Source organism: Dactylosporangium thailandense, from assembly GCF_059739745.1.
The window spans coordinates 826,373-839,664 of the sequence record NZ_AP029195.1 but is presented as its reverse complement, the minus strand read 5'-3'; the positions used below and the strand labels follow the sequence as shown (position 1 = coordinate 839,664).

Sequence of the window (13,292 nt, the reverse complement as noted above, 5' to 3'; positions counted from 1 at the left end):
TCCGTGACCGCCCACGGTTCCCGATGCGACCCTCGACTGTCAGCCGCATGTATGACAGCTGCGGGCCCGGCCGCGACGGTGGCCGCCCCGCGGCGCCGGTCAGCGCCACTCGACGAAGATCGCGTCGGCGCCCAGGGCGGACAGCTCGCCGGTGCGGTCCACCCGCTGTGGAGCCGAAGCCGGTGTCCGTCGCGGTGAGGTCGGTGAGCCGCCCGCCGCGCTCGACGTAGCCGGCGTGCGTCGCGCCGCTGCCGCCGTCCCGGATGACCACGGCCATCTTCGTGAAGTCCCGGTCGAACAGGGACCGGATCAGCCGCACGGCCGCCGCGCCGCCCTCGCCGTCGCGCGTGCTGCGGCCCAGGTCCCAGCGGGTCGGGCGTGCACAGCGCGACCAGGCCCGAGCGGACCTCCGGGGCGGCGCCGGCCTGCTGCTCGGTGGCCAGGACAGCGGCCGGGACCGGCCAGCAGCGTTGCGCTCGGGACCGCGAGGAGCCTCCTGGAGATGGGCATACGGATTGCGCCCTCCGTCCCGGAACTCATGCCGGCCGATGGAGCGCGGCGAGCAGGGACGCCCAGGCCAGGGCGAGCCCGATCGCGAGTGCGAAGACGACGTTGACCGGGCGCGATCCCTGCAGGGTGAGCAGCAGGCTCCAGGTGACGAGGAAGGCCGCAGCCGTCACGCCGCTGCAGGCCGCAAGGCCGCCGCGGCCGGTCGCGGCGAACCGCCGGGCGAAGACGAAACAGGCGGCGGCGAGCGCGAGAAAGGCGACCCCGGCGACGAGGAGGTGCGCCGCCGCGTGCCAGCTCATCGTGGCCGGGATGCCCCGCGCCGTGCCCGGTGGGAAGCCGTCGGCGGGGTCGGCCCGCAACGCGGCGGCGCCGAGCATCCCGGCCCCGAGGACGGCGATCAACCGGGGCCCCCACGTGGCGCCCGGGCCCGCCGCCCGCCCGAGGACCCGGTGCAGCCCGACCGCACCCGCCACGAACAGCAGGCCGCTGACCGCGAAGTTCGCGATCTGGATCCATCCCTGGTCGCCGTTGCTCAGCATGCTCGCCGGGTGCCGGCCGATGTCGAACCCGTCCCTGGTGAGCATCTGCAGGACGACCACGACGATGTAGAGCGGCCCGGCGAGCATGCCGCAGGTCAGCAATGCCTTGGTTGATCCGGCGGCGTTGTCGAACGTGTGCATGCCAGGACTATGTCAGCCTCGACTTAATTAAGTCAAGGCCTATATAGCCAGGCCGCCACCGGTCAGCAGGGCGTGAAGAACACCTGCCGGATGCCCGAGGTCACGCCCCAGCTGCCGGCGGGCTGGCCGCAGCCGGTCCACGACTGCCCGATGAGCTGGGTCTTCGCCGAGTCGGCGTAGTAGGCGAAGACGATGAGCAGGTCCCCGCCGGGTGGCGGCACCGGGATCGCGCTCGCGGGGGCCTGGGCGCCGGCGATGACGGCGCCGGTGACCACCAGGGCGAGCAGGGTACGGCGGAGCATGTCCTCTTCCCTTCGACGATGGGCTGTGGAGACGATGGGCTGTGCAGACGATGGGCTGTGCAGACGATGGGCTGTGCAGACGATGGGCTGTGCATCGGCTCGGCCGCGCGGACGGCGGGACCGTCCGCCCGGCGCGTTCAGGCGTCCGGCTCGATGTCGAAGCGCAGGGCCGACTCGGCGGCGGACAGGGACTCGGCCACGGCGGCGCGGCCGGGGCCGGAGGCGAGCAGGTAGCCGAGCTTGGCCCCGGCCCGGGTGTAGGGCACCACGGTGTCGCCCAGCGCCGCGGCCACGACCACGTCGGCAATCCCGGGCACCGCGCGCGCGGCCTCGATCCCGTCGACGCCGACGAGCTTGCCCTCCACCGGCGCGCCGAGCACCCGGAACGCGGCGTGACCGCGCGGCTCGGCGGACACCTCGACGCGCTCGCCGAGCGCCATGCGCACGTACACCTCGGTCGCGTCGACGCCGTAGGCGAGGCCGAGCAGCTCCGCGACGCCGTTGCCCCCGGTGCGCGCGCCCCACTCCCCCACCACGAGGCGGTCGTCGGGGGTGAGCAGCAGGTCGGCGTTGAGGGCGCCCCAGCGGTAGCCGAGCGCGGCGCACAGTTCGTCGAGCACCGGGCGGGCGCGCTCAGCCAGGTCCTCGGCCCGGTCGCCGCCCGGCATCCAGTGCTCGGTGGTGACGAAGTACGGCGGGTCGGTGAGCCGCCGCTCGGTGACCCCGGTCGCGGCGATCCGGCCGTCGACGACCACGGCCTCGGCGGTGAAGTGCCGGCCGGTCAGGTACTCCTCGACGATGACGACGTCCCGGCGGGAGAACGCGGCGGCCGCGGCGAGCGCGGGGCCGAGGCCGGCGGGCTCGGCGACGCGGGTGATGCCGCGGCTGCCACTGGAGTCGGTGGGCTTCACCATCAGCGGCCACGGCACCGCGGCGTCGCGCAGGCCCTGGCGTGCCTGCCGGTGCGGGCCCTGCCACCAGCGCGGGCCGGGCAGGCCCAGGCCGTCGCAGACGGAGCGGAAGTAGCCCTTGTCGACCGAGGCGCGCACGGCCTCCTCCGACAGCCCGCACGGCAGGCCCAGCCGGGTGGCCAGGGCGTACTGCGACGGCAGGTTCACGTCGCTGGCCGGGGACACGACGCCGTCGACGCGCCGGCCGCGCAGGGCGGCCACGATCGCGGGGACGGCGAGGGTGCTCACGTTGAGCAGCTCGTCGGCGACGGCGGCGCCGGGAGCGTCGGCCCGCGCGTCGGCGCAGATGGTGTGCACGCCGAGCGTCCGGGCCAGGCGGAGGGTGCCGAGCGCGCCGTCGGCGCCGCCCAGCACGAGCAGCGTCGTCATGAGGCGGCCGCCAGCCGGGCCGGGCGCTGGGCCGGGCCGGGCTCGAGCAGGTCGGCCGGGGCGATCGGGATGTTCGCCTCGCGCACCAGGAACAGCGGCGTGCGGGGCTGGCCGCGGCCGATGTGCACCAGGTAGCGGCCCATCACGGCCAGCGCGGCGAGGGCGATGCCGGCGGCGAGGCAGAGCAGCACCGAGGCGGAGACGCCGGCGAGGGTCACCGCGAGGCCGGCGAAGGCGAGCAGGGCGGCGAGCAGGCAGGCGGTGACCGCGGCGGCCATGGTCCGGTCGGAGTACGACACGAACAGCTCCACCGAGTGGCGGGCGAGGCCGCGCCAGCGGACCTTGGGCTCGCCCCGCAGCCGGGGGCGGTGCGCGGTCGGCACCGTCGTCCACGCGGCGGTCAGCCGGGGCACGGTGGCCAGGAAGTAGGGGGTGCCCAGCCGCAGGTCGACGATCCGGCGCGCGAGCGAGGCCCGCACGAGCCGGAACGTGGTGGCCCCGGCGGGCAGCTCGATGCCGAGCAGCCGGCGGGCGATGAGGTCGTGGATCTTCGAGGAGACGCGGCGCGACCAGCGGTCCTTGCGGTCCACCCGGATGCCGAAGACGGCGTCGTAGCCGGTGCGCGCGGTCTCGATCAGCCGGCGGCCCTCGGCCGGGGGGAATTGCAGATCGGCGTCGAGGTGCAGGATCCAGTCGTTGCGGGCGTAGCGGTATCCGGCCGAGAACGCCGGTTCCACCCCGAAGTTGCGGGTAAAGGATAAATAGGACACTCGTCGATCGCGGGCAGCCAGGGATCGTATTCGATCCAGCGTCTCGTCGGTGCTTCCGTCGTCCACGAACAGGATTTCGAGGTCATCGAATCCGGCCAATTCGGTCACGATCTCCTCGTAGACCGGGACGATGTTCTCCTCCTCGTCAAGGCAGGGAACGACGACCGTCAGCGTAAATGGATGCACCTGTAGGCCTTCCATCGTCACGGGGGTTGCACCGATCGCAGCGATGACTGCTGTCAATATCAATACCATCGTCGGACTTCCGATCCAAACGATCGTTTGAAACGATTACGATCAATGATCAAGGCGTCCACCGACGACGGGACTCTTCAATGTATGTACTCGGGTTGAGCCAACACCACGACTCGGCCGCCGCTCTGCTGCTCAACGGACAGATCGTCGCGTTCAGCGAAGAGGAGCGATTCACCCGAATCAAGCACGACGGGGCGTTCCCGGCGGAGGCGGTCAAATGGTGCCTCGCCCACGCCGGCATCACCCTCGGCGAGGTCGACCACGTGGCGTACTTCTGGCAGGCCCCGCGCGAGGTCCTGCACGCCGGCACCCATTTCCTGCGGCACCTGCCGGCGACCCTGGCGGTGTTCCGCAACGACGGCGGCGACTACGCGGAACGGGCCCAGAGCATGCGCTCGACGCTGTCGGGCGGAGGGGCCCAGACGCACTCGGACGACTATCACGTCGGCGGGGCGCTGTTACTGCACCTGCGCCGGTCCATGACGCTCGGGCGCATCCTGCGCGAGGCGGTGGGGTACAGCGGCAGAACGCACTTCAAGGTGCATCTCGTGGACCACCATCACGCCCACGCCGCCAGCGCGCTGCACCTGTCGCCGTGGACCGACGCGGCCCTGATCACCTGGGACGGCATCGGCAGCGACGGCACCTCCACGTTCCTCGGCGTCGCCGAGGGGGACCGGATCGTCGACGTGCGCCGGGTCAAGTTCCCCCACTCGCTGGGCGCGATGTACGCGTGCGTCACCGGCTGGCTCGGCTTCCACCCGGCCAAGGACGAGGGCAAGATCATGGGGCTGGCCGCCTACGGCAAGCCGACGTTCGTCGAGGACTTCCGCGAGCTGATCCGGCTCGAGGACGAGGGCCGCTACGCGCTGGACCTCAGCTGGTTCCGCCACCACGCGACCGGCAAGCACCGGGTCTCGCAGAAGTTCGTCGACCGCTTCGGCGAGCCGCGGCCGAAGACCCGCGACGCGGTGCCGCAGCACTACGCCGACATCGCCTACGCGCTGCAGAACACGCTGGAGGAGGCCGGGCTGCACGTGGCCCGCTGGCTGCAGGCGCACACCGGCCGCACCCGCCTGTGCACCGCGGGCGGGGTCGCGCTCAACAGCGTCATGAACGGCAAGATCCTGCTGGAGACCCCGTTCGAGGAGTTCTTCGCCCAGCCCGCCTCGGCCGACGACGGCTCCGCGCTCGGCGCCGCGATGATCGTCAGCAGCCGGCACGGGGCGCCCCGGCACCGGGGCAACTACATCTTCCTCGGGCCCGAGTACACCGAGGCCGAGATGGAGAAGGCGCTCGCCGAGGCCGGGCTGGCCTACACCCGCCCGGAGCGCATCACCCGCACGACCGCCGAGGCGGTCGCGGCCAGCAAGATCGTCGGCTGGTACCAGGGCCGCATCGAGGCGGGCCCGCGGGCGCTGGGCAACCGCTCGATCGTCGCGGACCCGCGCGGCTTCGACACCAAGGACCGGCTCAACGAGAAGGTGAAGCACCGCGAGCCGTTCCGCCCGTTCGCGCCGTCCTGCCTGGCCGAGCACGCGGGCGAGTACTTCGCCAGCGGCTACCCGAGCCCGGTGATGCTGCTGGTCTTCGACGTGCTCGAGCACCAGCGCACGGTGGTGCCGGCGATCACCCACGAGGACGGGACCGCGCGCGTGCAGACCGTCTCGCGCGAGGACAACGCGCTGTACCACGAGATGATCACCGAGTTCCACGGGCTGACCGGCGTACCGATGGTGGTCAACACCTCGTTCAACGACAATGAGGAGCCGATCGTCTGCACCCCGGCCGACGCGGTCCGCTGCTACCTCAAGACCGGCATGGACGCCCTCGCGCTCGGCCCCTTCTGGACGGAGAAGTCGTGATCCGACGCTGGGGCTGGCTACTGGCGGGCGTCGCCGGCGGCGCGCTGACCCTGCTGCTCATGGTGGTGATGCCACCGGACCGGACCATCGACAACCCCGCGGAGTTCGTGCTGCGCCTCGCCCCGGTCGTGTTCGCGGTGCTCGCCATCGGCGGGTTCCCGCAGCGGCCGGGGATCGGCCTGGCCCTGCTCGCCGTGGTCGTGGTCGGCTACATGGGCGTGGTCGACACGCTCTACACGCTGCGGGTGCTCGGGCTGGCCGACGCGACCGACCAGTCGGCGGCGTTCCCGTCGTTCTACCAGATGGCGATCTTCGTCAACGCGTTCACGATCCTCGCGGTGCTGTTCGGCTACCGGCTCGGCGGCGCGCCGTCGGGCCGGGTGCTGCGGCTGGGCTTCGCGGCCACGCTGGTGCTCGTCTCCGGGCTCAACGACATCACGTTCTTCTACCTCTACGACTGGCCGGAGGGGCGCCCCGAGCGCTTCACGTGGGCCTCGCACATCACGGTCTTCACCGGCTCGCCGGCCTCGCCCGCGGGTGCGATCGCCTTCTGCGCCGTGCACCTGGTGCTGGCCGGGGTCGTGCTCGCCCTGCCGTGGCTGCGCACCCGGCTGGACCCCCGGCTGCCTAGTCGACCAGCGTCAGCAGCTTCCGCGCCACGTTGATGCCCTGGCGCATCGCCTGGTCCATGTCGATGTACGTGTAGGTGGCCAGCCGGCCGGCGAGGACCCGCGGCGGGCCGGGAAGCTGGGCGAGCAGCTTCTCGTACTTGCGGTGCAGGTCCCGGTTGGTCCCCTGCACGTCGTCGACCGGGTAGTGGCGGGCCGGGGCGTTGGGGTACTCGTAACTGACCATCGTCCCCGGCTCCCGCTGCCCGCTCATCCACTTCGTCTCGATCGCGCGGGTGTGCGGGTGCTGCAGGCCGGGCGTGTTGAGCACCCCGGCCGACAGCACGTGCTCGGCGTCGGGGAACCAGCGGTGCACGAAGCGGACCCCGCGCCAGGCCAGCGGGCCCAGCGCGTCGGCGAAGAAATCGTCGAGGGCGCAGGTGAGCACGACCGCGGCGGCCCCGGCGCACAGCTCGTCCCAGTCGGCGACGGTGACCGGCGTGCCCAGCGTCACCGGCACGCCGCGCAGCAGCCCGTCGACGAGCCGCCGGTAGCCGCCCTCGGGCCAGCCCTGGTGCGGGTCGCGGAACAGGTCGAGGTGGCCGTCCTCGCGCAGCTCGATGCGGCGGGGCGCCCAGACCGCGGCGAGCTCGCTGGGCTCGCAGCCCCACTGCTTACGGGTGTACCCCTCGATGTACTCGCGGTACAGCGTCTCGCCCATGAGCTCGATGCACCACGCCTCGAGGTTGTCCCCGGACGGGCGCTCGGGGCGCGCGGCCAGCTCCCGCTCGATCACCGGCCACTGCGGCAGCTCGCGCAGCTCGGACAGCTGCGGCGGCCAGCTCATGATGCGGCCGAAGACCTCGGTGCGCACGCGGTGGCGGTACGGCCGCATCGGCACCAGCGTGTTGACCAGCCGCCACACCTCCTCGTCGGCGGTGTGGAAGATGTGCGCCCCGGTGGGCTCGTAGAGGATGCCGGCCGCCGACGCGGTGCGCAGCTGCCCGCCCCAGTCCGGGTCGGCCTCGATGACCTCGACCGCCCGGCCGGCCCGGCGCAGCTCGTGGGCGACGGTCGCCCCGGCGAGGCCGGCCCCGACGATGCGCACGGGGCGCGTGGCTGTGATCGACACTGATCAGCCTCCAGACCAGACCTCGGCGTCGGCCAGGAACGCGTTCGCCGAGGTGGCCGCGACCTCGGTGCCGCCCAGGCGCAGGCGGCCGCTCTCGCACGGGATGTACACGTTGGTGAGCCGCAGCCCGTTGCCCGGGAACGCCTCGACGCCGATCGCGCGCGGCTGCCCCGCCCCGGTGATCTCCAGCTCGACGTCGCCCGCGCTCGCGCGCAGCCCGGCGGCGTGGTCGAGCTCGAGGCGGACCGGCGCCACGGTCACGGCCGGCTCGGGCCACGGCAGCCCGGCGACCTCCGGGAAGTGCCGCACGAACCCCTCGCCGAGCCAGCGGCCCAGGTCCGGGGACTCGGTCGCGATCCGGACCTCGCCGTCGTGCCACACCACGAGCGCCGTTCCCGCGCCCCGCACCGACCAGTCGACCCGCCACGCGGAGGCGAACGCGACGGTCCGCTCGCCGTCGTGGAGCGTGAGACCGGGGTTCGCCCCGAACAACAGCACCGACACGCCACGAGCATACAAGCCATCGATGCCCATAAGCTGTTGTCATGCAGGGGAACCTTGCCGTGCAGTTCGCCGACCCGACCGCCGCCGACCCTCCGGCGGGCTGGGCCGAGCTGGTCCGCGACGCCCCGCTGCACCCGGTGTGGGACTGGTCGCTGGTGCGCGCCGTGGCCGCCGCACGCCGTGGGGCGACGGTCGCGGCGGTGGTGCGCGACGGGGACCGGACGGCCGCGCTCGTGCACGCCCGGCTCATCGGGCCGGGCGGGACGGTGGCCGACGTGGAGTGCCCGGGCTCGATGTCCCTGCCCGGCGTGGCGCTGCCCGGTGACCTCCCGCCCGGCCTCGCGCCCGGCCCGCACGAGCTGCTCGGCGCGGTGACGGCGGCGTTCGAGGCGGCGCTGGGGCGGCACCGGCGGCGGATACGCGCGGTGTCCTACCGGCAGGTCTACCCCGGCGCGCTGCCGGTGCTGGCGCGCGGCGTGGGGCTGGTGCGCCGCGGCGACGACGTGGCCGTGCTGCGCAACCGGTTCGGCAGCTACGAGGAGTACCTCGCGACGCTGCCCAGCAAGCGCCGGCGCGACCAGGGCCGGCTGGTGCGCCAGACCGACGGGGACCCCGGCGTGACCGTCCACTTCGGACCGGCGCCGGAGCGCTTCGACGCCGCCGCGTTCCACGCGCTCGCGGAGCAGACCGACCGGCGCAACCACCGCCGCCGGTTCCCGCCGCGGCGGCGCTGGTCGCTGGAGTTCCACGCCGCGCAGGCCGCGGTGCCGGGGGCGCGGCTGCTGCGCTACACCGCCGCGGACGGGCGGCTCGTGGGGGCCACCATCACCTTCGACCACCCGTCGGCGCCGCTGGCCGGGCCGTGGGCGGCGCTGGACCCGCACGAGGGCGGCCGGTCGGGGATCTGGTACGAGCACTTCGCCCGCTCGCTGCGCTGGGCCATCGAGTCGGGGCGCGGCGGGTACATCGCCGGCAAGGGGCTCATGGCGCAGAAGGCCGAGCTCGGCTTCGAGGCGGTGCCCCAGTTCACCGTGCTGCGCCGGCTCGCCGGGGCCGGGTGATCAGCGCGGCCGGCGCAGGACGAGCCACTGGGGGACGATGTCGTAGCCCAGCTCGGCCTTGAGCTCCACCAGCCCCTTGCCGCCGATGACCCCGGCCCGCCCGGACTCGATGGCCCAGCGCAGGATGCGCGCGTGCTGGTCGAACCACAGGCCCCGCGGCCCGCCCTCGTGCGGGTCCAGAGCGCCCCAGGGACCCGCCAGCGGTACCGATGGATGATCGAAGTTGATCCCCAGCCCGACGAGCTCCCCGCCGCGCTCGTAGCGGGCCGCCAGCACCCCCGGCACCGTGGCCATGGCCACCCGCAGCGGATGCGGCAGCCGCCGCGGCCGGGGCCACCGCCGGGTCTCGTGGCGGCCGCTGGTGGTGTCGGCGAGCGCGTTGAAGCGCTCGAGGTCGACGGGGCCGGTGAGCGGGCCGAACGAGGACTCCAGCCCGGGCTCGCGGGCCACGAGCTTGACCTGGCGGCGCTGGCTGGCCCGGCGCGACTGGCTCAGCCCGGCGAGGTAGCGCTCGTAGTCCTCGAAGGTGTTCGTGAACATGGTGACCGGCAGCCCGCGCCCCACCAGGCTCAGGCGCCCGGCCACGACGGGCAGCTCGCCGGCGAAGACCGAGCGGTACGCGACCGCGCGCACCCGCCGGTGCTCCTTGCGCAGCGCCGCCTCGAACGCGGCGAGGGCCGCGGCCAGCAGCGGCCCGTCGCCGGCCGCGCCGCCCGCCGGGTCGAGGACGCCGGGCAGGCCGCCGCGCAGCACCAGGCCGGGCATCGAGGACGAGCCCGGGCAGCCCACGTCGGCCAGCGTGCGGCCCGGGCCGGTCAGCCGGGCGTACACCAGGCCGGCCGTCTCGCCCCCGTCGCGCAGCAGCGCGGCCACGGCGGCGCCCCGGCGCGGGCCGGCCGCGGCGTGCACGACGGACCAGCGCCAGACCGGGTGCGCGGCGCCCTTGTCGACGAAGTCGTCCCAGCCGGGCGGTGGCTCGGCCTGGGCGGCATCGGCGAACTCCACTTCGAGTTCCATGCCCTTAAATATAGGGATGCGTGCGGGAACGGTGGCGCTCCTCGTGGCGGGGCGCGGCACGGCGCGGATCGCGCAGTGGGCGGCCGGCGTCGTGCTGCTGGCCGCCTGGGGCCCGGTCGCCTTCGCCGCCTACGCCGCCGCGACCGGGGTGATGAGCTGGCTCTTCGCCCTCTCGGGGGGCACCGAACGGGCCGCGCTCGTGCTCGTCGGCGCCCCCGGAGGCCGGCGGCTGGAGCCGCTGTTCGTGTGGTTCGCGCTGGCCCCCTTCGCGGTCGCGCTGCTGGGCTGGGCGGCCCTGGCGCTGCTGGTCCCGGGCCACGCCGCGGTCACCTACGCCGCCGCGGCCGCGCTCTACACCGGCACCGGGACCGCCACCGTCCTCGTCGGGCTGTGGCGGCTGCGCGGCGCGGCCCACGCCGACGCCGCCGCGTTCGCCACGATCGGGGCCGGCTACGGCGTCGCGGTCGCCCTGGCGCTGCTGGCCGGGGCCGGCGTCGGGGTCATCCTCGGCGTGCTCACCGCGACCGCCGGGCTCGTCACCGCCGTGCTGCTCGCCGCGCTGTGGCGCACGGTGCCGGCGCGCCCGGCGGTGCCCCGGGCCGAGGCGCTCGCGGCGCTGCGGGCGATGGGCCTGCTCGCGGCCGGCGAGGCGGTCGCGCTGGCCGGGGTCCCGGTGTTGTACGCCGAGCAGGCCGGACGCGTCCCGGCCCAGCAGATCAGCGCGTTCTACGTCGCGATGCTCGTCTCGGGCGCGGCCGGGGTGCTGTGGGGCTACCTGCTGCGGCTGTGGCAGCCGCGGCTCTCGGCCTGGCTGGACGCGCACCCGGGCCCGGCCGCCGCGCTGGTGCGCCGCGTGGCCCTCGGCGCGGCGCTGGCCGGGGCGGGCGTGACCGCGGCCGGCACCGCGGCGCTCGTCGCGTGGGGCCCGAGCGGGCCGCTGCTCGTCGCGGCCGTCGCGGCGGAGATCGCCGTCTACACGGCGGTCACCTGGGCCGGGTTCGTGGTCGAGAGCGGCGACGACCGCGCCCGGGCCCGCTCCACGCTCAGCGGCGTGGTGGCGCTCGCGGTGACCGCCGTGGCCGGCTGGTGGCTCGTCGAGGCCGGCGGGGCCACGGGGGCGGTGCTGGCGCTGGTCGCCGGGCTCGCCGTGCGCGGGCCGCTGCTGCGGGCCGGCGAGCGCTCGGCCCGGGCCGGCCGGTGACCGCCCCGACTTCGTCGGCAGGACGGCCACCGGAGTTCAGCCGGGCCCGTCAGGCCCCCGCGGTCGCGTGCCGGCCGGCCAGGTAGCCCAGCCCGAGCGCGCCGAGCAGGCCGTTGCCGGCCATGTAGCCGTCGGCGCCGGTGCCGCTGATGCCGGCCGCGGCGCCCCCGGCGGCGTAGAGGCCGGGGACGGCCACGCCGCCGCGCAGCACCCGGGCGTCGCCGTCGACGAGCAGGCCGCCCTGGGTGTGGAAGAGCGCGCCGGTGACCCGGACGAGGAAGTAGGGCGGGGCGATCGGCGGCTGCTCCCAGTGGGTGCGGCCGAACCGGTCGCCGGGGCCGGCCTCGGCCAGGGTCCGGGCGAGCGTCTCCGGCGCGCAGCCGATGACGGCGGCCGGGTCGTCGCTCCAGCGCACGCCGCCGGCGGCGTCGAGGTCGCGGTAGTCCTGGAACGGCAGGCAGGCCTCGTGGACCCGGTGGTCGCCGAGCATCCAGCCGATGGCGCCGGGCTGGGCCAGGACGCTGCGGGCGTACTCGGAGTAGCCGACGGTCTCGTCGCCGAAGCGCTCGCCGTGCGCGTTGACCATGATGCCGCCGTGCATGACGGCGGCCCAGGTCAGCAGGGTCGCGTGCGGCATCGCCCAGGAGCCGTGGCCCTGGTAGGCGTCGAGGTAGCCGGTGTCGAGGCCGAGCTCGCCGGCCAGCCGCAGCGCGTCGCCGCGGCAGCCCTCGCCGCCGGCGTAGACCCCGGCGGCGATCTCCGGGATGTACTCCTTGACGAGCTCGGCGTCGGCGCCGAAGCCGCCGGTGGCGAGCACGACCGCCCGCGCGGTGACGGTCTCGGTGGCGCCGCCGGGCCGGGTGAGCACGGCCGTCCACACACCGTCCTGTGTGGACAGTTCGGCCAGCCGGGCGGGGGCGACGATGTCGAGGCCGTCGAGGGCCGCGGCCGCGCGCAGCAGCCCGTCGAGCAGGTCGCGGCCGGCCCGGTTCGCGACGGTGTGGCAGCGGTACCGCGAGAAGCCCGGGTACTTGAAGTCGGTGACGAGCTCGAGCGGGATCCCGCACTCGCCGTCGAGCCACTCGACGAGCCGCGGCCCCACCCCGACGAGCGCCCGGGCGATGGTCTCGTCGGCCCGGCCCTTGGTCTTGCGGGCGATGTCGTCCAGGAACGTCCCGGCGTCGTCGGCGACCCCGGCGGCGGCCTGCCAGCGGGTGCCCGCGGCCGGGATCATCGCGGTGCTCATCGAGGTGTTGTTGCCGCGGGCGAAGTGCTCGAAGGCCTCGGCCACGACCACCGAGGCGCCGCGCTGGGCGGCGGCGAGGGCGGCGCTGAGGCCCGCTCCCCCGGCCCCGGCGACTAGGACGTCGACGTCGGTCATGTGCGCGCCTCCCGGGGGACGTTCCGATTTCGGGAACGGTGTTCCTGCAAGAACTCTAGGGGCGGGACGCGGCCCGGTCAATGCTCGCGCATCGTTCTTGACCTGCCAGAATCAGCGGCGGTACCGTTCTGCGGAACGGAATACCGATTATCGGTACGGACTGGCGGAGGTTCGACGGTTGGAGTTCACACGGGTGGCGCGCACCGACCCGGACCCCGCGGTCCAGGACGCCTACGCCAAGGCCGAGGGCCTCTTCGGGCACGTCAGCGACCTCTTCGCGATCCTCGGCAACGCCCCGGCCCTGCTGTCGGGCTGGATCGACCTGGTGCGCGCCCTGCGTGAGGGCCTTACCGTGTCGCCGGCCCTCTCCGAGCTCGTCATCATCCGCGTCGCCGAGCTGGTCGGCTCGCCCTACGTGGACACTGCCCACCGCCGCCTGGCCGCCGGCCTGGAGCCGCCGCCGGCGCCGCTCGCCGCCGCGGCCCGCCGCCTCGCCGAGGACGTCGCCCGCGACGGGCACGCCGACGAGGAGGCGCTGCGGGTGCTGCGCGCGGAGCTCGGCGAGCGGCAGCTGACCGAGCTGCTGGTGGTGGCCGCGTTCTACTGCGGCGTCGCCCGGCTGGCCAATACCCTCGGACCCCGCAACCGTTGAGCCCGCGGCCCGTA

Annotated in this window: 13 protein-coding genes; 5 read left to right on the top strand and 8 right to left on the bottom strand. The window is 74.6% G+C overall.

Going from position 1 to position 13,292, the window contains the following annotated elements; genetic code table 11:
• Positions 1 to 536 precede the first annotated feature (536 nt).
• From AC6JBM_RS03620 to AC6JBM_RS03605, 4 genes are all read right to left on the bottom strand, one after another.
• Positions 537 to 1,190, bottom strand: a complete 654-nt coding sequence (locus AC6JBM_RS03620; protein WP_497982189.1) for a DUF998 domain-containing protein — start codon at positions 1,188 to 1,190, stop codon at positions 537 to 539.
• 62 nt (positions 1,191 to 1,252) lie between these two features.
• Positions 1,253 to 1,492 carry a DUF6289 family protein gene (locus AC6JBM_RS03615; RefSeq protein ID WP_497982188.1) on the bottom strand — a complete coding sequence of 80 codons (240 nt, stop codon included), beginning with the start codon at positions 1,490 to 1,492 and terminating at the stop codon, positions 1,253 to 1,255.
• A gap of 137 nt (positions 1,493 to 1,629) precedes the next feature.
• Positions 1,630 to 2,832, bottom strand: coding sequence for an ATP-grasp domain-containing protein (locus AC6JBM_RS03610; protein WP_497982187.1), 1,203 nt, complete (start codon positions 2,830 to 2,832; stop codon positions 1,630 to 1,632).
• Positions 2,829 to 3,803 carry a glycosyltransferase family 2 protein gene (locus AC6JBM_RS03605; RefSeq protein ID WP_497986407.1) on the bottom strand — a complete coding sequence of 325 codons (975 nt, stop codon included), beginning with the start codon at positions 3,801 to 3,803 and terminating at the stop codon, positions 2,829 to 2,831. Before AC6JBM_RS03605 ends, AC6JBM_RS03610 begins: the two co-directional genes overlap by 4 nt.
• A gap of 149 nt (positions 3,804 to 3,952) precedes the next feature.
• On the opposite strand from AC6JBM_RS03605, the gene AC6JBM_RS03600 reads away from it, so the two are divergent.
• Together AC6JBM_RS03600 and AC6JBM_RS03595 are read left to right on the top strand one after the other, a co-directional pair.
• Positions 3,953 to 5,722, top strand: a complete 1,770-nt coding sequence (locus tag AC6JBM_RS03600; RefSeq protein WP_497982186.1) for a carbamoyltransferase family protein — start codon at positions 3,953 to 3,955, stop codon at positions 5,720 to 5,722.
• Complete coding sequence (locus tag AC6JBM_RS03595; protein WP_497982185.1) at positions 5,719 to 6,387, top strand: hypothetical protein; 669 nt, start codon at positions 5,719 to 5,721, stop codon at positions 6,385 to 6,387. The genes AC6JBM_RS03600 and AC6JBM_RS03595 overlap by 4 nt, the downstream gene beginning before the upstream one ends.
• On the opposite strand, the gene AC6JBM_RS03590 is transcribed toward AC6JBM_RS03595, so the two are convergent.
• Positions 6,350 to 7,462, bottom strand: a complete 1,113-nt coding sequence (locus AC6JBM_RS03590) for a UDP-galactopyranose mutase (protein ID WP_497982184.1) — start codon at positions 7,460 to 7,462, stop codon at positions 6,350 to 6,352. The two genes, AC6JBM_RS03595 and AC6JBM_RS03590, sit on opposite strands and share 38 nt — an antisense overlap.
• Before the next feature lie 3 nt (positions 7,463 to 7,465).
• On the bottom strand, positions 7,466 to 7,966 hold the full coding sequence (locus AC6JBM_RS03585; RefSeq protein WP_497982183.1) for a hypothetical protein: 501 nt from the start codon (positions 7,964 to 7,966) through the stop codon (positions 7,466 to 7,468).
• Between the two features lie 41 nt (positions 7,967 to 8,007).
• Here AC6JBM_RS03585 and AC6JBM_RS03580 point away from each other — a divergent pair, with 41 nt between their 5' ends.
• Positions 8,008 to 9,027 (top strand): hypothetical protein, encoded by a 1,020-nt coding sequence (locus AC6JBM_RS03580; RefSeq protein ID WP_497982182.1) that lies wholly within the window; start codon positions 8,008 to 8,010, stop codon positions 9,025 to 9,027.
• Here AC6JBM_RS03580 and AC6JBM_RS03575 read toward each other — a convergent pair whose 3' ends face one another.
• The gene (locus AC6JBM_RS03575; RefSeq protein WP_497982181.1) at positions 9,028 to 10,044 is read right to left on the bottom strand and encodes a hypothetical protein; all 1,017 of its coding nucleotides are present in this window, start codon (positions 10,042 to 10,044) and stop codon (positions 9,028 to 9,030) included.
• Between the two features lie 16 nt (positions 10,045 to 10,060).
• On the opposite strand from AC6JBM_RS03575, the gene AC6JBM_RS03570 reads away from it, so the two are divergent.
• On the top strand, positions 10,061 to 11,245 hold the full coding sequence (locus tag AC6JBM_RS03570) for a hypothetical protein (RefSeq protein WP_497982180.1): 1,185 nt from the start codon (positions 10,061 to 10,063) through the stop codon (positions 11,243 to 11,245).
• Positions 11,246 to 11,294: 49 nt separating this feature from the next.
• Here AC6JBM_RS03570 and AC6JBM_RS03565 read toward each other — a convergent pair whose 3' ends face one another.
• Positions 11,295 to 12,626: an FAD-dependent oxidoreductase gene (locus AC6JBM_RS03565; protein ID WP_497982179.1), complete on the bottom strand. Its 1,332-nt coding sequence runs from the start codon at positions 12,624 to 12,626 to the stop codon at positions 11,295 to 11,297.
• Between the two features lie 178 nt (positions 12,627 to 12,804).
• Between AC6JBM_RS03565 and AC6JBM_RS03560 the strand changes: the two genes are divergently transcribed.
• Complete coding sequence (locus AC6JBM_RS03560; protein WP_497982178.1) at positions 12,805 to 13,278, top strand: carboxymuconolactone decarboxylase family protein; 474 nt, start codon at positions 12,805 to 12,807, stop codon at positions 13,276 to 13,278.
• Positions 13,279 to 13,292: the final 14 nt, after the last annotated feature.

Coding starts and splice junctions, on each gene's coding strand:
- AC6JBM_RS03605 (WP_497986407.1), bottom strand. CDS start 3,803: ATGGAAGGCCTACAGGTGCATCCATTTACGCTGACGGTCGTCGTTCCC.
- AC6JBM_RS03580 (WP_497982182.1), top strand. CDS start 8,008: ATGCAGGGGAACCTTGCCGTGCAGTTCGCCGACCCGACCGCCGCCGAC.
- AC6JBM_RS03620 (WP_497982189.1), bottom strand. CDS start 1,190: ATGCACACGTTCGACAACGCCGCCGGATCAACCAAGGCATTGCTGACC.
- AC6JBM_RS03615 (WP_497982188.1), bottom strand. CDS start 1,492: ATGCTCCGCCGTACCCTGCTCGCCCTGGTGGTCACCGGCGCCGTCATC.
- AC6JBM_RS03565 (WP_497982179.1), bottom strand. CDS start 12,626: ATGACCGACGTCGACGTCCTAGTCGCCGGGGCCGGGGGAGCGGGCCTC.
- AC6JBM_RS03575 (WP_497982181.1), bottom strand. CDS start 10,044: ATGGAACTCGAAGTGGAGTTCGCCGATGCCGCCCAGGCCGAGCCACCG.
- AC6JBM_RS03570 (WP_497982180.1), top strand. CDS start 10,061: ATGCGTGCGGGAACGGTGGCGCTCCTCGTGGCGGGGCGCGGCACGGCG.
- AC6JBM_RS03610 (WP_497982187.1), bottom strand. CDS start 2,832: ATGACGACGCTGCTCGTGCTGGGCGGCGCCGACGGCGCGCTCGGCACC.